Genomic DNA, 25,468 nt, shown 5'->3' with positions numbered 1-25,468 from the left:
CGGCTGGACGTCATTGGGTGTGAATCCGGCCACCCTGCCGGGGGGGGCGCATGGTCCGTCCGCCGTGGGCGGCCGCGGAGGCCGCCGGGAACGGGTCCTCGACCAGCACGAGGCGGCGGCCTTCCTGCGCCAGGGCGGCTGCCGCCTCGTGCTGGTCGAGGACCGGTTCGCGGCGGCCTTCGCGGCGGCGCAGGGCGGACGGACCATCGCCCCCGCCGGCCGGGTGGACGGCTTCAACATCAATGGCGGCAAGCCGGTCGGGGTCTCGGCCTATGCCGCGCTGCCGGGCAGCACACCATGAGCACGACGACGGATCCCGCCGCCCCGCCACCGCGCCTCAGCGTGGTGGTGCCGGTGAAGAACGAGGCCGGCAACATCGAGACCCTGGTCGCCGAGATCGGCAAGGCCTGCGACAAGCTTAAGCCCTTCGAGGTCATCTACGTCGATGACGGCTCGACGGACGCCACCCTCCCGACCCTGCGGGCGCTGCAAGCGAAGACCCCCTGGCTCCGGGTGGTGCATCACGACCGCAGCGGCGGCCAGAGCGGAGCGGTGCGCAGCGGCGTCCTGCGTGCCCGCGCGCCCGTCATCGCCACCCTCGACGGGGACGGCCAGAACGACCCGTCCTTCATCCCGATCCTCTACGCCGCCCTCGACCAGGGCGGCCCGGGCGTCGGCCTCGCGCAGGGCCAGCGGATCGGCCGAAAAGGGGCTTGGAAGCAGCTCCAGTCGCGGATTGCCAACGGCGTGCGCGGCAGGATCCTCAAGGACGCCACCCGCGACACCGGCTGCGGGCTGAAGCTGTTCCGCCGCGAGGTCTATCTCGCGCTGCCCTATTTCGATGCCCTGCACCGCTTCATGCCGGCCCTCGTCACCCGCGAGGGGTTCGGTGTGGTCCACCGCGACGTGGTGGACAGGCCGCGCTTCACCGGCCGCTCGAATTACGGGATGTTCGACCGCCTCTGGGTCGGCATCCTCGATCTCGCCGGAGTCTGGTGGCTGATCCGGCGGCGGCGCCCGGCTCCGAAGGCCGAGGAAATGCCGCACAGCCCGAAGAGCCCGTGACCCGATGCTGATCCAGCTTGCCGAGGACCTGCCGGCCTATTTCTACGACGTGTTCGTCACCCGCTTCGATTTCTGGCTGGTGTTCGGCATCGGTGCGCAGCTCGTGTTCGGCTCGCGCTTCATCCTGCAATGGATCGCGAGCGAGCGGGCGGGCAGGAGCGTGATGCCGCTCTCGTTCTGGTTCCTGTCGATCCTCGGCGGGCTGATGACCCTGGTCTACGGCTTCGTGCGCCGGGAGCCCGTGATCATCATCGGCCAGGGGCTCTCGACCGTGATCTACCTGCGCAACCTCGCCCTGATCTTCCGCGAGCGGCGGCGCGGCGCCCGGATGTCGGGCAAAGCCTGAGGCGAGCCCGCGGCATGTTCCCGACCGTGACGGCCCCGGGCGACCCCGACAGCATCGCCCACATCATCCAGGTCGCCCTCGCCCCCGCCTTCCTGCTCTCGGCGCTGGCGACCCTGCTCAACGTGTTCTCGACCCGGCTCGGCCGCGTCGCCGACAAGGTCGATGCCCTCTCCGCCACCCTGCCGGGGGCGAACGGCGAGGCGCGGGCGACCCTCGACCGGCGCCTCGCCTATCTCCGCCGCCGCTCGCTTCTGCTCGACCTCGCCGTCGTGCTGGCGAGCCTCGGCGGGGTGATGACCGGGGCGGCGGTGCTGACCCTGTTCGTGGGCGCGCTACGGGAAGGCTCGGCGGCCTCCGTGCTGTTCGCCTGCTTCGGCCTCGCCCTGATCTGCACCATCCTGGCGATCCTCGCCTTCCTCGCCGAGATCCTCCTCGCCGGCCGGGGCGTGCGGCTGGAGGTGGAGCGCAAGCAGGACAGGGCCGGATGATCGGGGCTCCGAAAGGGTAAGCCCGTTCGCGGAGCCGGGGGGAGTTCTGGTGGAGGCAGGCGGCCCCCGCTCGAAATTCTCTACCCGCCGGTCTCGACGAGATCGTAATCCTCACGATCCAGCCGGCGGGTGCCGCGGACGTAGTCGCCCACCGTTCCGGGCCAAAGGGTGCGGTTGCGGCCCGAACGGTCGAGATACCAGCTGCCGCAGCCGCCCCGTGTCCAGATGCTGTCCTTCATCCGCGCATCGACCTCGGAGCGGAACCGCGCCTGCGCTTGCGCGCGCACCTCCAGCACCGCGCCCGGATGCGCGCGCAGGCGGCGCAGCGCATCGAGCACGTGGGCGACCTGCGCCTCGGCCATCAGCAGCACCGAGTTGTGGCCGAGCCCGGTATTGGGCCCGAGGAGCAGGAAGAAGTTCGGGAAGCCCGCGACCGACAGGCCGCGGAAGGCATCCGCCCCGTCCTTCCAGGCCTGCCGCAGGCTGACGCCGCCGCGCCCGACCACCTCCGTCCGCAGCAGGCTGCCGCCGGGGGAGAAGCCGGTGGCGAAGATCAGCACGTCGAGGGGATGCTCGGCACCGTCCTCGGTGACGATGCCGTGGGGCAGAACCTCGCGGATCGGCGCGGTGACGAGGCTCACATCGGGACGGGCCAGGGCCGGATAGTAATCGTCGGAGAGCAGGACCCGCTTGCAGCCGAGCCGGTAATCGGGCGTGAGCTTCCGGCGCAGGTTCGGGTCGGCGATGGCGGCGGCGAGGTGCCGGCGCGCCGCCATCTCGGCCAGCGCGGTGATCCTCGAGACGCGGGTGAAGCCGAGGAGCGCCGCGACCTCGCGGCGCCAGAACAGCGAGGCCCGGTAAAGTCGGCGCAAGGGAGAGGCCCGCAGGAGCAGGCGCAGCCGTTTTCCGGTCGCGCGGTCGCCCCGCGGCAGGATCCAGGGGGCCGAGCGCTGGAACTGGGTCAGGTGGGCGACGGTGCCGACGATCTCCGGCACGAATTGCACGGCGCTCGCCCCGGTGCCGATCACGCCGACGCGCTTGGCCCTGAGATCGCAGGCATGGTCCCAGCGCGCGGAATGGAAGGCGGGACCCGCGAAGCGCTCCAGCCCCGGAAGGCGGGGCAGGGCCGGGTGGTGCAGGGCGCCCATCGCGCCGACCAGGACGCGGGCGGCGAAGGGGCCGCGGTCGGTCTCGACCCGCCACAGACCCGCCGCCACGTCGAAGCTGGCCCGGTGCACCTGCGTCTCCAGGCGCAGATGCGGGGCCAGCCCGTGCTCCGCGACCAGCCCCTTCAGATAGGCCTCGATCTCCGGCTGCCGGGCGAAGAGGTGCGACCAGTCGGGCTTCTGGGCGAAGGACAGGGAGTAGAGAAAGGAGGGCACGTCGCTGCCCGCCCCCGGATAGGTGTTCTCCCGCCACGTGCCGCCGATGCCGGCGCTCTTCTCCAGCACGAGGAAGCGGTCGAAGCCGGCTTGCCGGGCCCGGATCGCCATGGCGAGGCCGGAAAAGCCGGCGCCGACGATGAGCAGGTCGAGGGGCGGATTCATGCCACGGCCTCCGCCACCGGGCTGGCCGGCGCCGCCTCCACGGCGCGGCGCAGGAAGATCGCCGCCCCGTCGAGGGAGCGGCGCGCCTCCGGCAGGATGCTTTCGGCGAGTTGCCACGCATGCGGCACCACGGGAAAGACCGTGAGATCGACCGGCACGCCGGCGGCCCTGGCCTTCTCGGCGAGCCGGACGGAATCGTCCCGCAGGATCTCCCGGGCGCCGACATGGACGAGGAGCGGCGGGAACCCGGACAAATCGGCCTCGATCGGCGAGACGCGGGGATCGGCGGGATCGGCCCCGGCGAGATAGGGCGGGACGAGCCGCATCAGTGCCTCGGGGCGGAACATGGCATCGCGCCGTCCATTCGTGCGCAGGGACGGACTGCGGCCGATCAGATCGGTGGCCGGCGAGAACAGAGCGGCCGCCCGCGGCAGGGGGAGGCCGAGGCGGCGGGCCTCGATCATCGTCGCCAGGGCGAGGGTACCGCCGGCCGAATCCCCGGCCAGGACCGCCGGCCCCTGCTGCGCCAGAGCGGCCCAGGCGGCCGTGCAATCCTCGACGGCCGCGGGAAAGGGATGTTCGGGGGCGAGCCGATAGTCCGGTGCGAAGACCCGAAAGCCCGCCCGGGCGAAGCGGCCGGTGATGGGGCGGTAGATCCGGGCCGAGCAGGCGATGAAGCCGCCGCCATGGAGATAGAGCAGGGCAGGGGTCTGGCCCGGACCGGAGCGGCCCTCGCCCTCGTCGGGTGAGCCGGTGCCGGCCCAGGCCCATTCTCCGGGCACGCCGCCGAGCGTTCCCGGCGTGAAGGCGACGCCGGCCGGGGATGGGAAGGCGGCGTGGTCGAAGGCGCGGCGGATCGCCTCGACATCGACGCTGCCGCCGAGGCGCGCCTTCACCGCGAGCCGGATGGTCAGATCGTAGAGGTGGGCGCGCAGGCTCGCCATGGCGGTCATCGGTCCCGGACGGAGCGGCGGATCAGCGACCAGTAGCGCACCGGCAGCAGGCGCTGGATCAGCAGGGCACGGCGGGCATCGGCGCCGATCACCACCCGGGGCGCCCGGGCCTCGATCCCGCGCAGGATCGCCTCGGCGGCGATCTCCGGGCGCATGGTGAGAAGGCGCTCGAAGGCGGCCAGCCCCCGCGCCGCCTGCGCCGCATCCAGCCCCCGGGGGGCGCGGGCATTGCGGGCGATCGCGGTCGCCACCCCACCGGGATGCACCAGCGTCACCCCGAGCCCGGTGCCCTCGTATTCGTGACGCAGGGCCTCGGTGAAGCCGCGCACCGCGAACTTGCTCGCGGCATAGGCCGCCTGCCCCGCCGGGGCGATGATGCCGAACACGCTCGACAGGTTGACGATCTGCGCCTGGGGCCCGGCCCGCAGCAGCGGCAGGCAGGCATGGGTCAGCCGCATCACCGCGTGCAGGTTGATCTCCATCAGCCAGTCGATGTCGGCGAGGTCCGTCTCCTCGAACCGGCCGCCCAGCGCCACGCCGGCATTGTTGACCAGCAGGTGCAGACCGCCATGGCGGGCCTGCACCGCCGCCGGCAGCGCGGAAACGGCAGCCCGGTCGGTCAGGTCGAGGACATGCTCGCTGACCGCGACGCCCGCGGCCCGTGCGGCTCCGGCGGTGGTGGCGAGTCCCTGCGCGTCCCGGTCGGCCAGGGCGAGGGCGCAGCCGCGCCGCGCCAGAGCAAGGCTCAAGGCGGCGCCGATCCCGCTCGCCGCCCCCGTGACGAGGGCGGTCCGCCCCCGCAGAACGAAGCGTCGTGCCATGCGCGTCTCAGACTTCCGGGGGGAGGGGGGCGGTGCCGTAGGCCTCGGCCATGGCGCCGATCTCGGCGAGCTTCGCCGAGAAGGCCGACCAATCGTCGGCCGCCGCGATCGGCGCCCAGAGCGCCTCGACCTCATCGATCAGCATGGTGCAGGGTTCGGTCCGAGCGAAATAGGGATGGTCGAGATGGGCCTGCGGTGCCGGCCGCATCGCCTGGAGCGCGGCGTGGACCGGCCGGAACGCCTCGTCCGCGTAATGCTCGCCCGCCGGGCTCCGTGCGGCGCGGGTCTCGCTGGCGAGGCCGCCGCGCCAATCGAAGAACACCTGCTCGAAGGGCGCGCGGCTCTTCTCCAGGAAGGCCCAGAACGCGCCGACCAGCCGGTGGACCGCCGCCTCGCCCTCCCCTTCGGCGGGCTCGATCCCGAGCCGGAACAGGAGCGCCTCCGCGAAGGCGTCCTGAAGCGCCGGGCCGAAGCGCTTCAGTCCCGCCTCCAGCCGCTCCTTCGGCACGAGCGGCAGCAGGCATTCGGCCAGGCGGCTCAGGTTCCAGAACAGGGCCTCCGGTTGGCGGCCGAAGCTGTAGAGGCCCCATTCGTCGAAATAGGCGGCGGTGAAGGCGGGGTCGTGCACCGGAGCGAAGCGCCAGGGGCCGTAATCGAAGCTCTCGCCGGTGACGTTGATGTTGTCGGTGTTGAGCACGCCGTGGACGAAGCCCGCGGCCATCCACTGCGCCCCCATCCGCGCGACCCGCGCCGTCATCGCCGCGAAGAACAGGGCCATGCGCTCCGCCCGGTCCGGCTCGCGGATCTCGGGATAGTAGGTCTCGACCACGACATCCACGAGCCGGGCGAGGGCCTCGGGCTGTTCGAGGAACAGCAGGCGCTGGAAGGTGCCGATGCGCAGATGCGAATGGGAGAGCCGCACCAGCACCGCCGAGCGGGTGGGGGAGGGCTCGTCGCCCCGCTCCAGGGCCTCGCCGGTCTCGATCAGGCTGAAGGATTTGGATGTGTTGACGCCGAGCGCCTCCAGCATGGCGGTGGCGAGCACCTCGCGCACCCCGCCCTTCAGGGTCAGCCGCCCGTCAGCCCCTCGAGACCAGGGCGTCTGCCCGCTGCCCTTGGTGCCGAGATCGAGCAACCGTCCGTCCCGCAGGTCGTGCAGTTGCGCGAACAGGAAGCCGCGCCCGTCGCCGAGTTCGGGATTGTAGGAGCGGAACTGATGGCCGTGATAGCGCAGGGCCAGGGGCTGCTCGAACGAGCCGGGCAGGGGGGAAAAACGCGCGAAATGCGCGATCCACTCCTCGTCCGTCAGGCCGTCGAGCCCGACGCGCCGGGCCCAGGCTCCGTTGCGGTAGCGCAGGATCGCCGCCGGGAAATCGGCCGGGGCCACGACGTCGTAGAAGTCGGGACCGAGATCGGCGTGGCGGCGGGAGGGCTTGGGAGAGGCTGAGACAACGGGCAGGGGTTCGGCTCCGATGCGGGAGGAGATGAGGTCGGCCGGGCGGGGCGGAACGTCAAGCCGGCCGAAAGACGAACCCGGCATCGGGGCGGGCCGATCCACACGCGGACGACGTGAGGCGGTTTCCCGGCTGGCCTCCCACCGATCCGGCGTGGCATCTGACCGGACCGAGCCCGGCACAGGAACCATCCGAGCGTGACATCCGGCCCCAGCGGCTCCCGCGCCTCCGCGGCGGCCTATCCGATCCTGACCCTGACCACCCTGCTCTGGGCGGGCAATGCGGTCGCCGGCAAATGGGCGGTCGGCGAGGTCTCGCCGCAGGTGCTGACCAGCCTGCGCTGGGCCTTCGCCTTCGCGGTCCTGCTCGTGGTGGCACGGCGGCAGGTGGCGGCGGATTGGCCCCGGCTCGCGCCGCGCTGGCCCTACCTGCTGCTGATGGGCGCCTGCGGCTTCACGATCTTCGCGAGCCTGTTCTACGCCGCCGGCATCTACACCACCGCCGTCAACGTCGCCCTGATTCAGGGGGCGATTCCAGTCCTCGTGATGCTGCTGAATTTCGTCATCCGCGGCGCGTCCGTGCGGGGAGGGCAGGTCATCGGGGCCGGCATCACCCTGGCGGGGGTCGCGGTGGCGGCGACCCATGGCGATCTGGGGGCCCTGCTCAGCCTCACCTTCAATCTCGGCGACGGGCTGATGCTCGCCGCCAGCCTCGTCTATGCCGGCTACACGGTGGCGCTCGCGGCACGGCCCGCCGTCTCGGGGCTCGCCTTCTTCGCCGCGCTGGCGCTCGCCGCCTTCCTCACCTCGCTGCCGCCGCTCGCCGCCGAATGGAGCCTCGGCCGGTCGATCTGGCCTGGCACGGCGACAGCCTGGGCCATCGTCGCCTTCGTGGCCCTGGGGCCCTCGCTGCTGGCGCAGCTCTCCTTCATCCGCGGCGTCGAGCTGATCGGCCCGAACCGGGCCGGGCTGTTCGTGAATCTGGTTCCGGTCTTCGGTGCGGGCCTCGCCGTGCTGCTGGCCGGAGAGCCCTTCGGCGGCCCCGAGGCGCTGGCGCTCCTCCTCGTGCTCGGCGGCATCCTGATCGCCGAGACGGCCGGGCGGCGCCCCGCCCGGGAACTTCAGCCGAACCGGGACACTGTGACACGAGGGGAGGGCGCGGCGACCTCCTCCGAAAAGGACGCGGCGCGACAGAGGGGCCACAGATCCGGCCCAGGACCTCTCTAAAGTTAACCGAATCACCCATCCGGATCGTTCGCGCCAAGATGTTCACGTCCCTCGCCTCCGCCCGTCGGCCTCCGGTGCCGTCGTGGCTGGGCGAGCTCGCCGCGCTCGGCGCGACGGGGCTCGCCATCGCCCTGCGCTACGCCCTCGACGACGTGCTGCCGCCGGGTTTTCCGTTCCTGACCTTCTTTCCCGCAGTGATCCTGACGACCTTCTTCTTCGGCCTGCGGCCGGGCATCGTCTGCGGCGTGCTGTCGGGGCTCGCCGCTTGGTACTTCTTCATCGAGCCGGCCTTCGCCTTCCTCCTCACCCCGCAGACGGGGCTGGCACTCGGCTTCTACGCCGTCATCGTCGCGGTCGACATCGCCCTGATCCACGGGATGCGCGTCGCGGGCGAGCGCCTGAGCGCGGAGCGGGCGGTGACCGCACATCTCTATGAACAGCAGCGAACGATGTTCCAGGAGCTGCAGCACCGGGTCGCCAACAACATGCAGTTCGTGGCCGCCCTGCTCGCCCTGCAGAAGCGGAAGGTCGGCGAGGATCCCCAGGCCGCCCTCGACGCCTTCGACGAAGCGCAGAGCCGGCTGGAGACGATCGCACGCATCCACCGCCGTCTCTACGATCCGGCCCGCGCCGACCAGCCTGTGGGGCAGTATCTTCAGGAACTCTGCTCCGACCTGCTCGACGCCACGGGGGCGCGCAACATCGTCTGCCTCGTCGATGTCCCGCCGGTACGCTTCGATCTCGGCCGGCTGACCACTCTGTCGCTCCTCGTGGTCGAGGTGGTGACGAATGCCCTCAAGCACGCCTTCCGGGACACCGAGCGCGGCAGCATCACCATACGGCTCGAAGCCCTCGGAGGGGGGCAGGCGGCCCTCAGCATCGCCGATGACGGCCCCGGCATCCCGGACGGCTTCGACCCCTCAGAAAGCCGCAGCCTCGGCTTCCGGATCGTGCAGGGCCTCGCCACCCAGCTCGACGGCACGCTGACCTATGCCAATGACGGTGGCACCGTCGTGCGCCTCGTCTTCGCAACCGGTCGCACGCTCGCCATAGCCTGAGCCGACGCGTCGGGATTGTTCCGCAAGCGGTGTCGCGATCACTGGGATCGCTTGAGAGTGTCGTGCCCGGATTCTTTCGACACCGCGACTGCAATCCCGCCCAGGGAATTCCCGACCTATTTCGCGCCCAGGCTTTGGCACCAAGCCTGAGTGAATTGTCACTGCGAGGCATCCCCTGTCGGAGCGCCGGCACTGCGTGTGCGTCGGCCGTGGCTCAAAATCGAACAGCGTCTCCACGCGTTGAAAACCTGACCCTGGCCCACCAAACTGGTCCGCGCCGAGCGCGAGTTTTTCGGGCATCCTGAACCCTGAAGGAGGATGGGTGTTTCCGAGCCGACGTTTTATCGCTGGAAGAAGCGGTTCGTCGGCATGGGCGTGCCGGAGATCCGGCGGCTCAAGCAGCTGGAGGATGAGAACAGCAAGCTGAAGCGGCTGGCCGCCGACCTGACGCTGGACCGCTCCATGCTGCAGGATGTCCTGAAGCGAAAGTGGTGAGGCCCGCCGCTCGCCCTGAGGTCGCCCGCCACCTCCAGGGGGCCTACGGCATCGGCGAGCGTCGGGCCTGTCACGCCACCGGCTTCGGCCGGTCGTCCCAGCGCTACGGGAAGCGGTCCGACCCGCAGGTCGCAATGCGCATGCGGCTGAAGGAGCTCGCTGCCGCACGGGTGCGCTACGGCTACGGCGGCTGCACATCCTGTCGCGACGGGAGGGCTGGGAGGTGAACCACAAGCGCACCAACCGGATCTACGAGGACGAAGGGCTGTCGATCCTGCCCAAGCGTCAGACGCGCTTGGCGCTACCGGCAATTGGTGAGCCCAACGAGGTCTGGGCGATGGACTTCATGTTAGGCGCCAACGCTCGGTGTCGTGATAGGCGGCCCAAAGGTTGCGGTAGAGGGCGCAGCGCGCTTCCAGCTCGGCCGGCGGGCCACGGTCGACGACGCGGCCCGCTTCCATCACCACGATATGGTCGGCCTGGGCCACGGTCTGAAGCCGATGGGCGATCATGACCACGGTCCGGCCGCGGAAGAGCGTCCGCAGGCCCTCGCCGACGCCATGCTCGCTCTCCGCGTCGAGGGCGGAGGTCGCCTCGTCGAGGAGCACGATCTCCGCATCCTTCAGCATGGCGCGGGCGATGGCGACCCGCTGGCGCTCGCCGCCCGACAGGTCGCGCCCCCCCTCGCCGATCCGGGTCCCGTCTTTTTCGGGAAGGTGCGCGGCGAAACCGGCGCAGCAGGCGCGCTCGGCCGCCGCCCGGCATTCAGCCTCGGTAGCCTCGGGCTTCGCGATGCGCAGGTTCCCCGCGAGCGTGTCAGCGAACAGAAACACGTCCTGCGGCACCACCCCGAGCCGGGCGAGATGCCGGTCGAGGGGGACCGCACGGATGTCCTGGGCGCCGATGGTGATGCGGCCCGCTTCCACGTCGAAGGAGCGGGCCAACAGCGACAACAGAGTCGATTTGCCGGCGCCGCTCGGGCCGATCACCGCCGTGACGTGACCATGGGGAAGGACGAGGTCGAACCCGTCGAGGACGGGCCGACCGGGGTCGTAGCCGAATCGGACCCCCTCGAAACGTATCTCGCCCGTGCGCGGTGTCTCGACGCCCTCGGTGAGCGGCGGCTGTGCCAGGATTGCGGCGGCGCGGACATGGGCATCGCCGACGAGGCGCAGCATGAACCCCTCACCGACGGAGGCTTCGAGGGGAGGGAGCAGGAGTAGCACCAGAACAAGGGCGACGGCCAAGCCCGGTGCCCCGATCGCGCCGAGCGCGAACAGGGTCACCGCGATCCCCACCAGGGCGAGCAGCGCCAGATCGAGCAGAATGCGGGTGGCGCTGACCAGTGGCGCGACCGTGCCGATCGTTGCGCGATAGAAGGCGTGCAGCGCCTCGACTTGGCGGCGATAGGCCCCCTGCCGCGCACCGACCTGCCCTAGCGATCGCAGCACCGGCAGGCCCGCGAGGTACTCGACCATGCGCTCGGCGCTCTCGGCGACGAGGCTGGCCTGATCGCGCGCGAGCCGGGAGAAGGCGCGGTCGAGCCGGCGGTAGGCGAGGGCGGCGGCGCCTGCGAGAACGGCGATGGCGGCGAGAAAGGCGGGGTGGACGCTCGCGAGCCCTAGGATCAGGACCAGGACGAGCGCCGCGTGGCCGATCTGGCGGCCGAGACCGTAGCCCGCCTCCTCCTCGATCCAGCGGAAGCGGTGGGTCACGAGATCGGCCAGGCTCGCCGCGCCGATCCGGGACAGGGCACCGAGGCCGAGGCGACGCAGATGCGCGAACAATGCGAGCCGCAGCTCGGCGACCGCGCCGTAACCGGCCTCGAAGCCGCGGGCGAAGCCGACCGGCATCACGGCGAGGCGAGCGAGGAAGGCACCGGCCACGATCGCGGCGGCAATCCAGGCTTTTCCGCTGGTCCAGGTGTCGGCGGCGAGCTGACCGATCACCCAGGCCGCCGTCAGGAGCGGCAGGGCGGCGAGCCCCGCATCCGCAGCCAGCAGAGCGAGCCCGACGCGGTAACGGCGGCGCAGCCGGGGCTCGATCCGGCCGGTCAGGTCGCGCCACCAGGGCACGGCCCGGGCCTCCTTTCCCGCCCCGCTCTCTCTCGAAGTGGTGTCCCCTTCCGACAGCACCCTAGGCACGGGCGGCATAGGCGCTCTCCTCCTGAGCGGAGCTCCCGCTCGGCGTGCCGGGGTTCTGCAGCGCCCAATAGCGGGCATAGCGGCCGCCCTTCGCCAGCAAGGCCCCATGATCGCCGCTCTCGACGATCCGGCCCCCGTCAAGCACGACGATCCGGTCGGCATCGACGATCGAGGCGAGGCGATGGGCGATGACGAGCACCGTCCGGCCGCGGGCCAGCGCCCCGAGCGCGCGCTGGATCTCGCGCTCGTTGATCGGATCGGCCGAAGCCGTCGCCTCATCGAGGACGAGGATCGGCGTGTCGTGCAGGAGCGCGCGGGCGACGCAGAGGCGCTGGCGCTCGCCGCCGGAGAGGGTGGCGCCGCCGTGGTCGAGCGGGGCGTCGATGCCGCCCGGCAGGCCGGCGACGAAGGTCTCGGCGCGGGCCTGCGCCAGGGCCTCGGCCAGAGCCGACGGGCCAGCCTCTGGCGCGGCGAGGCGCAGGTTCTCCGCCACGGTGCCGGTGAACAGCCAGGGATGCTGCGGCACGGTGCCGACGAGGGCGTAGAGTGTCTCCGGCGCCATGGCGCGCAGATCGACGCCGCCAATGGTGATCCGGCCTTCGTGCGGGTCGTGGAAGCGCATCAGGAGGTTGGCCAGCGTCGTCTTGCCGGCCCCGCTGGCGCCGACGAGGGCCGTCACAGTGCCGGGCTCAAGCACGAGGTCGATCCGGTCGAGCACCGTTCGCTCGCCGCGGCGGAAACCGACCCCTTCGAAGCGTACGGTCCGCTCCACCGGACGGGCGGGGGCGTCGGCTCGGGGCAGCGGCGGTTCGGCGAGCAGGGCATCGATCCGGCTCAGCACCTCGCCCTGCTGCGCGAAGCGGAAGGCGAAATTCGGCAGGCGGGTGATCAGCCCGCCGAGGCTCGGAACGAAGACCAGGAAGATCACGAGATGTGACACAGGCAGCTCATCCCGCGCCGTGAGCCACAAGCTCAGCGGGAGCACGAGCAGCAGCCCGGAACCGACGCAGACCTGAAGCACCGCGCTTGCCAGCAGGACCCGGCGGACCCAGTCGCCGATCACGGCGAGGTAGCGTTCGCTGACGGCACGGAAGCGGAGGAGCGAGCGGCCTTCTCCGTCGAACAGGCGCAGGGTGGGGAGGCCGGCGGCGTACTCGGCCGCGCGCGCTGCCAGCTCGGCGCTGCGCTCGTAATAGGCGCGGGTGATGTCGGTGGAGTTGCGCGTCATCGCCCGCATGGCGACGAGGCCGAGCCCGATCGGCAGTGCCGCGGCCAGTGCCATCCGCCAGTCGAGGGCGAACAGGACGACGAGGACGATCAGCGGCGCGGTGAAGTTCGCGGTGGCCTCCGGCACCAGATGCGCGATTCCGTCCTCGACGCTCTCGACGTCGTCGAGGACGAGCCGGCGCAGGGCCTTGGCTCCGTAGCGCTCCGAGACCGCCATGGGCACCCGGGCGAGATGCTCGGCAAGCGCCAAGCGCAGGTCACGCTGCACATCGATGGCGATCTTGTGGGAGAGCGCCGTGGAGGCGAGGAAGGCGAGCCGCCCCGCCACGACGAGGCCGGCGATCCCGGCGACAATCCAGCCCATCCGGGTCGCGTCGGGAGCAGGCTCCATCGCTTCCAAGATCAGCCAGACCACGCCGAACTGCCAGGCGAGGCCGAGGAGCGCGGCGAGCAGGCCGAGCGCGATGGACGCCGTCATCGCCCCCGGCTGCGTGCGCAGGAAGCCGGCGAGACGGAGAAAGGTGGCGCTCAGCCCTGCCGCAGGCGGAGCGTCCGGCGGGCCGGCGCTCACGCGGCGAGCCAGGCCTTGGCCTGCGCCTGCGCCTCCGCCTCGCTCCCAACCACCGTGTAGGGATAGGGCATGAAGACCTTGTTCATGAGCGAAAGCACCTTCATTGTGAAGGACTTGCGTCGCTCTGCATCGGGCTCGACCCGGATGGCGCCGGCGCAGAGACGCTTTTGTGTCTCCTTGGTCGCGCCGAACCAAGTTTTGTAGGCCCTCATGAAGCGGGGCGAGTCCTTCGGCATTTCCGGGCCGTGGAAGACGAGGACGAAGCGCTCGTTCCGTGCGAGCAGGGCATCGAATTCCGCGACGCGGGCCTCGGCCTCAGCATCAGGCACGCGCTCGGGCATCCGGTAGCGGGCCACGGGCCAGCCGGAGAGATCGAAATCGCCCGAGGCGGATTGGGCAGGGGCATCCGTCATGCAGGTCTCCAGGGTCGCCCGCGTCGGGCTCAGGGGAGGGCGGCGTTCGCGATGCGCCCGGTGGAACCGCGTCCCGTACCGGCCTCCCGCGCGGCACGCCGGATGAGGCGCGCCGCGGCGACGGCGGCGGCAAGGGACGCACAGGCGGCGAGCGCGAAGCAGGCCGGGTCGCCGAGCTGACCGGCCGGCACACCGCTCACCGCCCCGCCGATCAGGGCGATCAGGGCGATCAGGGCGTCGGCGCACTGGAACAGGGTGAAGTCGATGCCGGCCTGTGCCGGCGAGGCGTGAGCCATCGGTTCCGCGTACAGGGGTACGAAGCCGAAGGCGGCAGTCGCGGCGGACAGTAGGGCCAGGGCGCCCAGCGGTTCAGGGGCCCGTGTGCCCGACGCGGCAGCGAGCGCGGAGATCAGGGTGCCGAGGGCGACGATCCGCGGCCGCCCAGCCGGGGGCAGGCGAGTGCGCTCGACCGCTCCCGACCACAGACATTTGAGCACCCAGGGCAGCAGGGCGAGGTAGACGAGCCCGATTCGCTCGAGGGGCAGCCCGGATTCACGCAGGATCGCGGGCAGCCCCATCAGGGTGACCCCCGTCACGACGCTCTGGGCGACGTAGAGCCCGCCGACCGCCACCAGGACGGAGCCGAGGGGCGCACCCCCGGCAACGGCCGCCGCGACGCGCCCGCTGCACCGCGGCATCAGAAGCGGGTCCGCCAAGACACGCCGACGATGCGCGGCTGCCCGATGGTGCTGAGCGTGGCCGGGCCGAAGGCGAAGCTGTAGGTCCTGTAGGTGCGGTCGGTCAGGTTGTTGGCGAAGAGGCGCAGGGTCGAGGCGGCGCCGAAGGCGAAATCGAGCCCGGCATCGAAGGTGGTGAAAGAGCCCTGCGAGAAGGTGTTGGCCGGATCGAAGTAGGTACGGCTCACCGTCCGGGCGGCGCCGGTCAGGGCTATTTGGGCCGGCAGCCACGTCTGATCGATCAGGTAGCGGAAGCCGACATTGGTCACGAGGTCGGGAGCGTAGGGCGTGCGCCCCCCGGCGATGCGCTGGCCGGTGACCGGATCGGTGTAGTCTGAGAACTCGGAGCGGCCGAGCGCCCCCTGCGCGGTCAAAGTCAGACGGTCGGTGGGGCGCAGGGTCAGTTCGACCTCGACGCCGGTGCTCGTGCCTTCCGCGGCGTTGCGCAGAACCTGGAAGCCGACCGGGCCGGCGAAGATCTGTTGGTTGGTGGACTCGATCCGATAGAACGCACCCGAGATGGTCGCCATGCCGTCCAGCATGTCGGTGCGCGCGCCGACCTCGTAGTTCCAGGCCCGCTCCGGCTTGTAGGCGACGGCGTCGAGCGGGCTCGCGACCGTGCGGTTGAAGCCGCCCGGCTTGTAGCCCTCGGAGACGAGAGCGTAGATCCGCGTCGTCGGGTCGACCTGGTAGCCGAGCGAGATCTTCGGCTGAAAGTTCGTGAAGTCGGCGTCGTTGTTGAAGTTGAAGCCGAAGCCGCCGCCGTTGAAGCGGATCGAAGACCAGTCGTAGGCGAGGCGGGCGCCGACGGTGAGGTCCAGCCGGTCGGTCAGGGCGTAGGTGCCCTCGCCGAACACGGCGATGCTGCTCGCATCCACGGCGTTGCGGGTGCCCGAGGCGCGGCGGGTGAACTGGTTGTCGGAAAACACGATTCCTGCGACGCCCTTCAACGGGCCGCCCGCGTCGTAGGCCGCGCGGAACTCTTGGTAGAGGGTCTGGTAGTTTTCTGGGAAGGACTGCCCGAAGATGCGCCGGTGGAGGTCGACCCCCTGGAACGAGGTCACGCTGGAGAAGGTGACGTCGTTCAGCCGGTAGTTCATGGTCAGCCCGGCCGTCGTCGCCTCGCGTCCAAGGAAACTGTAGGGGAACGGGATGACCGAGGAGCGGAAGGCGGGCGCCTTCACGTCCGAATCGAGGATGTAGGTCTCCTCGCGCGAGCGCAGCGAGTCGTGGGCGGCGAAGAGGTTGGCATCGAAGTCGCCGCCCGCCGGGGCATAGCGCAGGGCAGCCCGGCCACCGAACCCATTCGACCAGTCGATGTCGTCGCGGTTGCGGTCGATGTCGCGGATCTGGCCGGTGAAGTAACGCTCCTTGAAGCCGAGATCGAGGAACAGAGTTTCGGGGACAAGGACGTTCGTGGTTGCGGTGCCGATCTCGAAGAGCCGGTCGGAGGCCGTGGCGAAAACGTCGATGCGGTTGAAGCGCGGCTTCTCGGTTGTGATGTTGAGGACGCCGGCGAAGGCGTTCATCCCGTAGAGGGTGCCTTGCGGCCCCCGCAGCAATTCGACCCGGCTCACGTCGAACAGGTCCTGCGCGAGGTTGGCCGAGGCCTGCGGCACGCCGTCGACGTAGACCTGCACCGCCGGATTGTAGAAGTCCGGCGAGGAAATGCCGCGGATCGTGAAGTTGGCGTAGGCCCGGTTGCCCCGGCTCTCGATCACGGTGTTGGGCAGAACCTTCTGCAGGTCCGACACGTCGCGGACATCGTGGTCGGCGAGCCGCGCGGCCGTCACGGCGGAGACGGCACCGTCGACCTTGTCGAGGCGCTGCTCGCGCTTGTTAGCGGTAACCACGAGTTCTTCCAGTTGCACCGATTCGCTGGCGGGCTGAGCCAGGGCAGGAAGCCCGAGGAGAAGCACCACAATTGCAGCAGATCCAGAGCTTAGACTTCTTATTGAGAGCATTTCTAAACTGCCAGCCCACCCCGGAAACTAGATGAGTCGTCATTATCTTTTCAAACGATCTTGTCTAACGCTTTCAGGGCTGGCATTGACGCCATCGGTACTAAGTCGATCCTTCGGATTGGATGGGCCGGACGTGTTGTCGAATCCACACATCGGCGGATCTGCGCGGACGGCACCGGTCGCTCCCTGGCAGGATGCCGTCGCGGAAGCGCTGGTCCGGCTCGGATGGTCGGACAGCGCGCGGATCGAGGCGATCGCCACCGATATCGCCGTCGTTGTGGTCGATGCATTCCTCGACCGCGACCTCCTGGTCGATCTCTCCGGATCGACGACCTTCTCCTTGAGCGTCGTGCTGGAGGGCAGCGGCCGCCTCTCCGCCAAGGGCCTGCCGCCGGTCGAAGTGGAGGCAGGAACCGCCGTCCTGTTCGCCTGCAGCGGCTCCGCCTCGGGTGAGGATCTCTTCCGCGGCGGCCGGCGCTTCCGCGTGGTCGATCTGCGCTTCGAGGAAAGCTTCCTGATCAGGGCAGGCGACGAGCGCCTGTCGAGCTTGGCCGAGCGCTGTGCGGATGCTGCGGGCGGGGAGGGCGGCGGGGTCTTTCTCGCGGGCTTTCCCGCGCCCGCCGTCCTGCTGCAGATCGCCAACGACATCGCCAAGACGCCGCCATCCGGTGCGTTGGGCCGCCGCCTCTACCTGCACGGAAAGGCGATCGAAGCCCTGGGCGCGGCCATCGACGCCCTCGACGGCGTCTCGAAGGGGCGGCGCGCCGTGCGGCCGCAGGAGCGGGAGCGCCTGCTCCGCGCCCGGGCGATCCTCGACCGCGACTTTCGCAGCAACTGGACGATCGAGCGGCTGGCGCGGGAGGTCGGCGTCAACGAGAAGCAGCTCAAATACGGGTTTCGCGATCTCGTCGGGCAGCCGGTCCACGCCTACCTCACCGCGCTGCGCCTGGATGCGGCGGCTCAAATGCTGAGACAGGGCGTCAGCGTCGCCGACGCGGCGGTCTCGGTGGGCTTTGGAAACCTCAGCCATTTCAGCAAGGTGTTTCGCGAGAACAAGGGGGTGAGTCCCTCCCGCTTCGCTCGGCTTGACTGAGCCGAGGAGGCGTGTCCGCAGTCTGCGGCACGCGCGACACAGCGTCCGGCCGCGCCGCCGCGGATACCGTCTCGCGGGCGGGCCGATCTCCAGATCCGTTCCTGCTGCGCGTGCTCGTCACCGCGGCGATGCGCGCCACCGCTTGGCCTGCGTGCCTTCCGGGCTACGATCGACGGACGTTCCCGATATACGGCACGCTCTCCGCCCTGTGAGGAGATGGGAGGCGACGGCGCGGAGCGGCAGTTTTGGGGCTTGTATAGGGTACCCCCCTATATTATCAGATTGATCGATCCATGACGCACACGATCAAGGACAAAGCGAAGCTTCTCGGCCGGATACGCCGCCTCAAGGGCCAGGCGGAGGCCGTGGAGCGTGCACTGGAGGCCGAGCGCGGATGCACCGACGTGCTGATGCTGGTGGCCTCCATGCGCGGAGCCATCAACGGACTGACCGCCGAGCTGATGGAAGATCACATCCGCCACCACGTCGTGGATCCCGCAACGGAAGCCGATGCCGGGCGCGCCCGCGGCGCGACGGAGCTGATCGAACTGGTTCGCACCTACCTCAAATGAGAGGAGCCTCTCGTGCCCAGCCTCCCCGAACTTCTTCAGCAGGGCACGGGACATGTCTGGTTGTTCGTCCCGACCGCGATCCTGCTCGGGGCCTTGCACGGTCTCGAACCGGGTCATTCCAAGACGCTGATGGCGGCCTTCATCGTCGCCGTCCGCGGCACGGTGTGGCAGGCGGTGCTCCTCGGGCTCTGCGCCGCGCTCTCGCACACGGCGGTCGTTTGGGCGGTAGCCCTGATCGGCCAGCGTTTCGGGCAGGCCTGGGCGAGCGAGGCGGTAGAGGCGCAGTTCCAGCTGATCTCCGCGGCGATCATCCTGGCGATCAGCGGCTGGATGGTCTGGCAGATCCGGCGGAACCGGCTCGATCATCACCAGCACGATCATGAAGAGGCCCGGTCCGTCGCCACGCGCCGGGGCACCTTGACCGTCTCCATCTTCGAAGAGGGCGTACCGCCCCGCTGGCACATCTGGGCCGAGGACGGCCCCCTGCCGGCCTCGCAGAATCTACGGCTAACCACGATCCGGCCCGGGGGCGCTCGGCAGGATTTCACGTTCGAGGCGCGCGTCGGATATCTCGAGAGCCGCGACCTCATCCCCGAGCCGCACGCCTTCACGGCCTGGCTCACCCTCGGCTCGGGGACTGAGGCGGAGACGCACGAACTCGCCTTCGCGGAGCACGACCACACCCACGACGCCCTCGATCTCGGCGCGGCGGACGACGCCCATGCCCGCGCCCACGCGGCCGACATCCAGCGCCGCTTCGCCGGGCGCAGGGTGACGACCGGTCGGATCATGCTGTTCGGCCTGACGGGCGGGCTGATCCCCTGCCCGGCGGCGATCACCGTGCTGCTGCTCTGCATGCAGCTGAAGCAGCTGAGCCTCGGCTTCGCCCTGGTGCTCTGCTTCGGGATCGGGCTCGCCGCGACCCTGGTCTTCGCCGGCGTCGTGGCCGCGCTCGGCCTGCGCCACGCGATTGGGCGCTGGCCCTTTCTCTCGATCCTCGCGGCGCGGGCGCCCTACGCTTCGGCCGGCCTGATCCTACTTGTCGGGCTCTATACCGGCTATCTCGGATGGCGCGGGCTCGACTCAGCGCGCCGGACGGCCGCCGCTCCGGCGGAGACGGTTCGGCCGCTGTGACGGCCGGGGCGTCAGTGCGCCTCCGATGCTGCGGACCCGGACGCTGGCCTGAGCAGCAGGACGAGGGCGAGGCTGACGGTGAGACCGGCACCGACCAGCCAGAAGCCGTCGGCATAAGCCATCACGTAGGCCTCGCGGCGCACCTGCGCGGCGAGCGCGGCCACCGCACGCTCGTGAGCCATCTCCGGGTCGGCGATCCGGCTGGCGAAGCCGGCGGCCAGGGTGGCGAGATGCTGCTGCGTGCGCAGGGCGTTGCCCGTGATCGCCTCCGCGATCACCGAGAAATGCATGTGCTCGCGCCGCTGGATCATCGTCGAGAGCACGGCGATGCCGACGGAGCCACCGAGATTGCGCGTCATATTCATCAGGGCCGAGGCATCCGCCGTGTCCCGGACCGAGAGCCCGGCGGTGGCGAGCTGGGACAGCGGCACGACGAAGAGTGGCTGCCCGATCGCCCGGAGCACCTGGGGCAGGATCAGCTGGTCGCGGCCGACATCGTGGCTGAGCCCGGCATTGATCCAGCAGCTGGCGATGAAGAAACCGGTGCCGACGGCGATCAGGATCCGCGCATCGACCCGCCGTGTCAGCAGCGGCATCAGTGGGAAGACGAGGAGCTGCGGCAGGCCCGACCACATCACCACCCGACCGATCTGCTCGGCATTGTAGCCCTGGATCTGCGCGCAGTAGACCGGGATTAGATAAATTGAGCCGTAGGAGACCGCACCGAGCACGCTCATGAGGGCGCAGGATCCGCCGACGGAACGGTCCGCCAGGACGCGCAGGTTGATGAAGGGTCGTTCCGCGGTCAGCTCCCGGGCGATGAAGCCGGCGATGCCGAGGCCCGCGAGGATCGCGGCGTTCCGGATCGTATCCGACCCGAACCAGCCCTTGCGCTGCCCCTCCTCCAGCACGAAGGTCAGGGCCGGAAGGCCGAGCATCATCAGGCCGACGCCGGGCCAGTCGCCGCGCGCCAGTTCCCCCCAGCGGGGCGCTTCCGGCTCGAGGGTGGCGAGCTGAAGCGCGACGGCCAGGGGGCCGATCAGCAGGTTCAGGTAGAAGATGTAGTGCCAGGTCAGGTTGTCAGTGAGCCAGCCACCGATGGTAGGGCCGATGGCGGGCGCAAAGGTCGCCGTGAGCCCAAACAGGGCGATGCCGACCGGCTGTTGGCGCTCGGGCAGGCGGGTGCGCACGATCACCAGGGCAGTGGGAATCAGGACACCACCGGTCAGGCCCTGCCCGGCCCGGGCCACGATCATCTGCGTCAGGTTTGTCGAGAGCGCGCAGGCCACGGAGAAGCCGATGAACAGCACGGTGCTCGCCGTCAGATAGCGGCGCAGGCCGATCACCGCGGACAGCCATCCGGTGAGCGGGATCACGATGATCTCGGCCATCAGGTAGGCGGTGGAGATCCAGCTTCCTTCCTCGGCGGAGGCGCCGAGCGCCCCCTGGATGTTGGCCAGAGCCGCATTGGTGACGAGGATGTCGAGGATCGCCATGAAGGCGCCGAGGATCGCGGCGGCGACCGCGAGCCAGTCGCGGGCGCTCGCATGCGCTCCGGCACTCATCGGGACGTCTCGGGCGGGCGCAGATGCACGCTCGCCTCCACCGAGAGGCCCGGCCGCAGGCGGTCGAGCAGGGGATCGTCGGGGTCGATGGCGATGCGCACCGGCACGCGCTGGACGATCTTGGTGAAGTTGCCGGTGGCGTTCTCCGGCGGCAGCAGGGCGAACTGGGCGCCGGTGCCGGGGGCGAAGCTTACGATCCTGCCCCGGAGCACGTGTCCGGGCAGGGCATCCACGGTGACGCTCACCGCCTGGCCCGCCGCCATGGCGCCGACCTGCGTCTCCTTGAAATTCGCCACGAGGTAGAGGTCCCGTCCCATCGGCACCAGCGTGAGGAGGTTGGTGCCGGCGGCGACGAACTGGCCGAGCCGCACGGAGCGGTCGCCGACGACGCCCGTAATCGGGGCGGTGATCGTAGTGAAGGCGAGATCCAGCTGGGCCCGCTCGACCTTCGCCCGCGCGCCCTCCAAGGAAGCTCGAGCAGCGCCTTCGAGGGCGCGCAGGCTCTCGACCTGCTTACGGGCGGCGTCGAGCGAGGCCGCGGCGCGGTCGGCGGCCGCCTGCCGCTGATGCAGCTCCGCCTCCGCCTGCTGCTTCCGCTGGACGGTGCCGGCGCCCGTTCGCAGGAGGTCGCGGTAGCGCTCGTGCTCCTGCTTCGAGAAGGTCAGGGCCGCATTCATGTTGGCGACATCGGCCTCCGCCCCCTCGATCCGCGCCTTCTGCTGGATCAAGGCCGCTGCCACGCCCTGAAGCTGGGCCTTGTCGCGCTCGACCTCGGCTTGCGCCTGGGTCAGGAGGATGCGGCGCTCACGGTCGTCGAGCCGAGCAAGCACCTGACCGGCCGCGACCGGCTGGTTGTCGCCGACCAGGACCTCCGCGACCATGCCGGCGATGCGCGGGGAGACCACCACCTTGTCGGATTGCAGATAGGCGTTGTCCGTCGTCTCGATGAAGCGGCCGGTCGTCCACCAGTACCAGCCGTAGGCGCCGACTCCCGCCAGAGCGAGAGTCAAGAGGAGCGGGAGCACGCGGCGCTCCTTGCCGCGGCGGCGCTCCTCCGGGGCAACGGCGGCCGGCGGCGGGCCTACGTCCCGCAGGTGCGAGGGCAGCTCCACGGCCGGGCGGGCAGGATTGCAGCCGGAAGCGTCCGTCTGCGCGGCTCCGCGGGATGAACCGCTCCGCATCAGGGGGCGGCCCGGACAAGGTGGGCGAGCCGCTCGGCCAGGGCGTTTCGGGTCGCCGGATCGGCAAGATAGAAGTGATCGCCCTCCGGCTCCCAGCGCGTGCAGCCAGAGCGCGTCGCGGCGGCCCAGCCGGACATGTCAGCCTCGCCGATCTCGGCATCAGCCCGGCCGCGGATGGTCAGGATCGGGCACTCGAGGCGTGCCGGGCGCGGGCGGTGATACGGATCGGTCAGGGCGAAATCCGCCCGGATCGCCGGCAACATCAGCGCCATCAACTCCCGGTGCTGCAGGATCGCCGCGTCGGTGCCGCCGATCCGGGAAAGTTCGGCCAGGAGCGCCCCGTCCTCCCGGTCGTGGCGCCACGGTTGAGGCGTGGGAACGTCCGGCGCCCGCCGCGCCGAGGCCACGAACTGGCGGGGGATCAGGCCGCGCCCCTCCAGCCGCAGCGCGGTCTCGTAGGCGATCAGGGCGCCGAGGCTGTGCCCGAACAGCAGGACGGGCCGGCTCCAGTCGAGATGCCCGGCCAGGATCGCCGACAGGCTGCGGGCGAGATCCGCGAGATCCGCCCGCGGCGCCTCGCCGAATCGGCTGCCACGCCCCGGCAATTCGATGGGGCAGATCGCGATCTCCGTCAGCTCCGGCAGGTCGAGCCAGGGGCGGAAGAAGCCGGCGCTGCCCCCGGCATGGTGGAAACAGACGATCTGCGGCCTGCCCCGCGGCGGTGCCGGGGTGAAGGGCAGCCAGGGACGCGGATCCTCCGCCGGCATCTCCGGCTCGCCCGTCGGCGCCGCGAGCCGGTCAGCCAGGAGCCGGGCGAGGGCCGGCCCGCTATCGCGGAGCGCGAAATGGCCGCCGGGCAGGGTGTGGAGCGTGAAGCCTGCACCGGTGCGGGCCTTCCAGGCGGCCACCGCCTCGACCCGCACGAGGGAATCGGCTTCGGCGGCGACCGCAAGGATCGGTGCCGCGATCACGGCCTCACTGCGATAGTCCGTCGCCATGGCGAAGTCGCCTTCGAGACAGTCGCGCAGAGTGCCGAGCATCCCATCATGGCCGAGGATCACCTCGTCGGTGCCGCCGAGGCGGCGCAGAGGCTCCGCCCAGCTCTCGCCCGGGCGAGGCAGGCTTGCGCCCGAGATCGGCCGGTCCGGTGACGGGCAGGCACCGAGCATGAGCAGGCGCGGCACCGTTCCCGTTTCCTCCAGCCGCCGGGCCAGCGCGAAGGCGAGTTTGCAGCCCAGGCTCCAGCCGAGGAGGGCGAGGGGCCTATGCCGGACGGGTTCGAGGAGGGGCAGGAGGGCCTCCACCGCCGCCTCCACGCTCCGGAAGGCGGGCTCGCCGACCCTGTGTTCCCGGCCGGGCAACTGGACCGGGCAGAAGCGGAAGCCCGCTGGCAGATGCGCCTCCCAGCCTCGGAACACCGAGGCGCCGGCGGCGGCGAAGGGAAAGGCGAGGACGTTGATCGCAGCGTCCACGCTTGGCGCTCCAAAGGGGAACCAAGTGCGCGACGCATGCCCGGCCGCGCCCGCTCCCGCCAGCAGGCCGGACATGCGTCGTGGCCTGTCGCGCAGGTGGTCAGCATCGCCGGCATCCGGACACCCGATAGGTCCCTCACGGCGGCGCAGCCGCAGCAGGCCGTAGCGGATGTGGCCCGACGCCATCTGCTCCCACAAGGGTGAGCCCGGCAGGGCGAAGTAGCCGCCGATCGCCTCGACCAATTCGGGGTCGGCACGGGACAAGCGTTCCAGCACGCCCGTCGGCGCGGCCGCGCGGGCGGCCAGGACCTGACGCGTGACGTCGCGAACGGCGATTTCCTCGAAGCCGAGCGCGTCCAGAGTCCGGCGCAGCGGTGCCTCGTCCTCCGCAGGCCAGAGATCGCCGTAGACGAAGGTTCCGCCGGACCGCAGCACGCGGGCGACGTGGCGCAGAAAGGCAGGGAGATCCGCGTAGGCGCCAGAGGATTCGAGGTTGAGCACGACGTCCTGGCTCGCATCGGCCTGCGGCAGGGCGCAGGCGTCGGCGACCTGCAGCCGTGCGCCGAAGGGCGCGAGCGCGCGCCGCGCCCGCGCCACGTTGTCCGGGCTGAGATCGATGCCGACCATCGTGAGCGGCCGCGCGCGCGCCGCCAGGAAGGCGAGTGCACCGCCACGACCGCAGCCGACATCGAGCACCCGCCGGCGGTCGAGTGGCGTCGGCCCGAGGAGTTCGGCGACGAGGCGCTCCCCGTCGGCGTTGGACCCGGCACCGACCGGCAGCACGGCCGCGTCCGGCTCGCCGGACACCGGGCGGTAGCCCCAATTGAGGAAATGGGCGTCCTCGCCGAGCCCTGCCGTCGCGAGCGCGCGGTCGAGGCGGGTGTAGACGTCGCGGTTGCCGGAGGTGGGATCGGGCTCAGGCACGGGCAGCCTCATCGCGGAGCATGGCAGCGTAGGCGCGCGGATCGGGATACGGCGGCGGCGGTGGAGAGAGCGCGCGGTGCCTGACTGGCCCAGCGGCCCGCATCACGGCGAGCCAAGCCTGCCCCAGATCCAGGAGGTAATCCGGCCGCTGGAACGGTGCGGCGGCGGAGTCGGCGATGCCAGCGCGCATTTCCCCGAGGGCGCGGCGGATCGCGTCGGGAAACGCGGTCTCGACCACTTCGGCGACGGAACCGCCCTGCGCAGGGCCCAGCACCTGGGCAGACGGCAGCGTGAAGTGGCGGTTGTTCGCGTGCCGCGTCCGGGCCAGCAGGTAGGAGGCTTCCGTCCCGTCCGCTTCGTAGTCCGGTGCGTAGAGTGCGTGCGTCCAAACCACCGGTCCGAAGCTGTTGACGAGGTTCACCACGCCTTCCGGCCAGCCGAGCGCCAAGCGGTGCATGACCAGGGAATGGTGGTCGGGATCGGCCGGATCGAGGAAGTTCTGGATGAGCAGGCTGAAGGGCAGCACCCCGACCGTCCCCTGCAGAGGGGTGAACAGGAGTTCCCCCGGTGCCGGCGGCGCTGAGCCCGCGCAGCGGAACCCGGCGAGCCCGCCGAGCGCTCGGCCGAGCAGGTCGAGGCTGGACCAGAGCAACTGCGGGCTCGTGGTGAGTTCGGCGAAGCTCGGCGCCCGCGCCGCCCGCGCTTGGCCCGCGTAGTCGATGAAGGTTCGGCCCGCGGGCACGTGCGGGTAGAAGGCGTTGACGTGGTAGCGCAGGCCCCGTGCGCGGGCGGCGGCGGTCAGCCGCGCGATCTCGGTCGGGTGGACCGGATGCTCCTGGAGCACGTGCAGGCCGCGGCCGAGCAGCGCCTCGGCGAGGCGCGAGCCCTCTCCGCCGAACAGCGTCGTGCGCACCACGACGCAGGCAAGATCGGCCGCCCCCTCGGGCACGGCTTCCGGGCTGGCGTAGAGCGGCACACCGAGATGCGCCGCGAGCGCCCGCGAGCGCCGGCTGCCCCG

General features: G+C 70.7%; 21 protein-coding genes and 2 pseudogenes. 10 read left to right on the top strand and 13 right to left on the bottom strand.

Going from position 1 to position 25,468, the window contains the following annotated elements; translation table 11 throughout:
* From MZTS_RS25130 to MZTS_RS05705, 4 genes and pseudogenes are all read left to right on the top strand, one after another.
* A pseudogene (locus tag MZTS_RS25130) lies at window positions 1–301 on the top strand (glycosyl transferase); the annotation flags it as partial.
* Window positions 298–1,065, top strand: a complete 768-nt coding sequence (locus MZTS_RS05715) for a glycosyltransferase family 2 protein (protein WP_192282450.1) — start codon at window positions 298–300, stop codon at window positions 1,063–1,065. The pseudogene MZTS_RS25130 and the gene MZTS_RS05715, both read left to right, overlap by 4 nt.
* A 4-nt stretch (window positions 1,066–1,069) precedes the next feature.
* Entirely contained in the window at window positions 1,070–1,411 is a 342-nt protein-coding gene (locus MZTS_RS05710; protein ID WP_009867135.1) for a lipid-A-disaccharide synthase N-terminal domain-containing protein, read from the top strand.
* Window positions 1,412–1,425: 14 nt separating this feature from the next.
* The gene (locus MZTS_RS05705; RefSeq protein WP_009867134.1) at window positions 1,426–1,899 is read left to right on the top strand and encodes a DUF2721 domain-containing protein; all 474 of its coding nucleotides are present in this window, start codon (window positions 1,426–1,428) and stop codon (window positions 1,897–1,899) included.
* A gap of 80 nt (window positions 1,900–1,979) precedes the next feature.
* On the opposite strand, the gene MZTS_RS05700 is transcribed toward MZTS_RS05705, so the two are convergent.
* Genes MZTS_RS05700 through MZTS_RS05685 form a run of 4 tightly spaced genes read right to left on the bottom strand, consistent with a single transcriptional unit; the run spans window position 1,980 to window position 6,760 of the window.
* Window positions 1,980–3,446, bottom strand: a complete 1,467-nt coding sequence (locus MZTS_RS05700; protein ID WP_009867133.1) for a flavin-containing monooxygenase — start codon at window positions 3,444–3,446, stop codon at window positions 1,980–1,982.
* Window positions 3,443–4,390, bottom strand: coding sequence for an alpha/beta hydrolase (locus MZTS_RS05695; protein WP_192282448.1), 948 nt, complete (start codon window positions 4,388–4,390; stop codon window positions 3,443–3,445). The genes MZTS_RS05700 and MZTS_RS05695 overlap by 4 nt, the downstream gene beginning before the upstream one ends.
* Window positions 4,391–4,395: 5 nt before the next feature.
* The gene (locus MZTS_RS05690; RefSeq protein ID WP_192282446.1) at window positions 4,396–5,220 is read right to left on the bottom strand and encodes an SDR family NAD(P)-dependent oxidoreductase; all 825 of its coding nucleotides are present in this window, start codon (window positions 5,218–5,220) and stop codon (window positions 4,396–4,398) included.
* Between the two features lie 7 nt (window positions 5,221–5,227).
* Window positions 5,228–6,760: a protein adenylyltransferase SelO gene (locus tag MZTS_RS05685; RefSeq protein WP_009866563.1), complete on the bottom strand. Its 1,533-nt coding sequence runs from the start codon at window positions 6,758–6,760 to the stop codon at window positions 5,228–5,230.
* Window positions 6,761–6,871: 111 nt separating this feature from the next.
* Between MZTS_RS05685 and MZTS_RS05680 the strand changes: the two genes are divergently transcribed.
* From MZTS_RS05680 to MZTS_RS05670, 3 genes and pseudogenes are all read left to right on the top strand, one after another.
* Window positions 6,872–7,900 (top strand): EamA family transporter, encoded by a 1,029-nt coding sequence (locus MZTS_RS05680; protein WP_192282444.1) that lies wholly within the window; start codon window positions 6,872–6,874, stop codon window positions 7,898–7,900.
* 38 nt (window positions 7,901–7,938) lie between these two features.
* The gene (locus MZTS_RS05675; RefSeq protein ID WP_192282441.1) at window positions 7,939–8,958 is read left to right on the top strand and encodes a sensor histidine kinase; all 1,020 of its coding nucleotides are present in this window, start codon (window positions 7,939–7,941) and stop codon (window positions 8,956–8,958) included.
* Window positions 8,959–9,270: 312 nt separating this feature from the next.
* A pseudogene (locus MZTS_RS05670) lies at window positions 9,271–9,838 on the top strand (transposase); the annotation flags it as partial.
* Here the strand turns inward: MZTS_RS05670 and MZTS_RS25590 are convergent.
* From MZTS_RS25590 to MZTS_RS05645, 5 genes are read right to left on the bottom strand one after another with little or no spacing between them, the layout of a single operon-like run.
* Complete coding sequence (locus MZTS_RS25590) at window positions 9,798–11,606, bottom strand: ABC transporter ATP-binding protein (protein WP_343068707.1); 1,809 nt, start codon at window positions 11,604–11,606, stop codon at window positions 9,798–9,800. The pseudogene MZTS_RS05670 and the gene MZTS_RS25590 overlap by 41 nt on opposite strands.
* Window positions 11,590–13,395 carry an ATP-binding cassette domain-containing protein gene (locus tag MZTS_RS05660; RefSeq protein ID WP_210329139.1) on the bottom strand — a complete coding sequence of 602 codons (1,806 nt, stop codon included), beginning with the start codon at window positions 13,393–13,395 and terminating at the stop codon, window positions 11,590–11,592. The genes MZTS_RS25590 and MZTS_RS05660 overlap by 17 nt, the downstream gene beginning before the upstream one ends.
* The gene (locus MZTS_RS05655; RefSeq protein ID WP_009865839.1) at window positions 13,392–13,808 is read right to left on the bottom strand and encodes a hypothetical protein; all 417 of its coding nucleotides are present in this window, start codon (window positions 13,806–13,808) and stop codon (window positions 13,392–13,394) included. Before MZTS_RS05655 ends, MZTS_RS05660 begins: the two co-directional genes overlap by 4 nt.
* A gap of 29 nt (window positions 13,809–13,837) precedes the next feature.
* Window positions 13,838–14,506, bottom strand: coding sequence for an MFS transporter (locus MZTS_RS05650; protein WP_192282436.1), 669 nt, complete (start codon window positions 14,504–14,506; stop codon window positions 13,838–13,840).
* Complete coding sequence (locus MZTS_RS05645) at window positions 14,506–16,398, bottom strand: TonB-dependent receptor domain-containing protein (protein ID WP_192282434.1); 1,893 nt, start codon at window positions 16,396–16,398, stop codon at window positions 14,506–14,508. The genes MZTS_RS05650 and MZTS_RS05645 overlap by 1 nt, the downstream gene beginning before the upstream one ends.
* A 247-nt stretch (window positions 16,399–16,645) precedes the next feature.
* On the opposite strand from MZTS_RS05645, the gene MZTS_RS05640 reads away from it, so the two are divergent.
* The 3 genes from MZTS_RS05640 to MZTS_RS05630 all read left to right on the top strand — a co-directional run bounded on the left by MZTS_RS05640 (window position 16,646) and on the right by MZTS_RS05630 (window position 19,308).
* On the top strand, window positions 16,646–17,602 hold the full coding sequence (locus MZTS_RS05640) for a helix-turn-helix transcriptional regulator (protein WP_246482013.1): 957 nt from the start codon (window positions 16,646–16,648) through the stop codon (window positions 17,600–17,602).
* A 293-nt stretch (window positions 17,603–17,895) separates the two neighbouring features.
* On the top strand, window positions 17,896–18,174 hold the full coding sequence (locus MZTS_RS05635) for a metal/formaldehyde-sensitive transcriptional repressor (protein ID WP_183438722.1): 279 nt from the start codon (window positions 17,896–17,898) through the stop codon (window positions 18,172–18,174).
* Window positions 18,175–18,186: 12 nt separating this feature from the next.
* Window positions 18,187–19,308 (top strand): HoxN/HupN/NixA family nickel/cobalt transporter, encoded by a 1,122-nt coding sequence (locus MZTS_RS05630; protein ID WP_192282430.1) that lies wholly within the window; start codon window positions 18,187–18,189, stop codon window positions 19,306–19,308.
* 11 nt (window positions 19,309–19,319) lie between these two features.
* Here MZTS_RS05630 and MZTS_RS05625 read toward each other — a convergent pair whose 3' ends face one another.
* From MZTS_RS05625 to MZTS_RS05610, 4 genes are all read right to left on the bottom strand, one after another.
* Window positions 19,320–20,873 (bottom strand): MDR family MFS transporter, encoded by a 1,554-nt coding sequence (locus MZTS_RS05625; protein WP_192282429.1) that lies wholly within the window; start codon window positions 20,871–20,873, stop codon window positions 19,320–19,322.
* Window positions 20,870–21,898 (bottom strand): HlyD family secretion protein, encoded by a 1,029-nt coding sequence (locus MZTS_RS05620; protein WP_343068706.1) that lies wholly within the window; start codon window positions 21,896–21,898, stop codon window positions 20,870–20,872. The genes MZTS_RS05625 and MZTS_RS05620 overlap by 4 nt, the downstream gene beginning before the upstream one ends.
* A 155-nt stretch (window positions 21,899–22,053) precedes the next feature.
* Entirely contained in the window at window positions 22,054–24,450 is a 2,397-nt protein-coding gene (locus MZTS_RS05615; RefSeq protein ID WP_192282427.1) for a thioesterase domain-containing protein, read from the bottom strand.
* Window positions 24,443–25,468, bottom strand: a 1,026-nt coding sequence (locus MZTS_RS05610; RefSeq protein WP_192282426.1) for a Gfo/Idh/MocA family oxidoreductase, incomplete at its 5' end; no start/stop codon positions are given. The genes MZTS_RS05615 and MZTS_RS05610, both read right to left, overlap by 8 nt.

Origin of the sequence: Methylorubrum zatmanii (genome assembly GCF_014845115.1) — a bacterium.
Lineage (GTDB): Bacteria > Pseudomonadota > Alphaproteobacteria > Rhizobiales > Beijerinckiaceae > Methylobacterium > Methylobacterium zatmanii.
The sequence above is the reverse complement of the archived record's forward strand: the minus strand, read 5'-3'. Positions and strand labels throughout refer to the sequence as shown.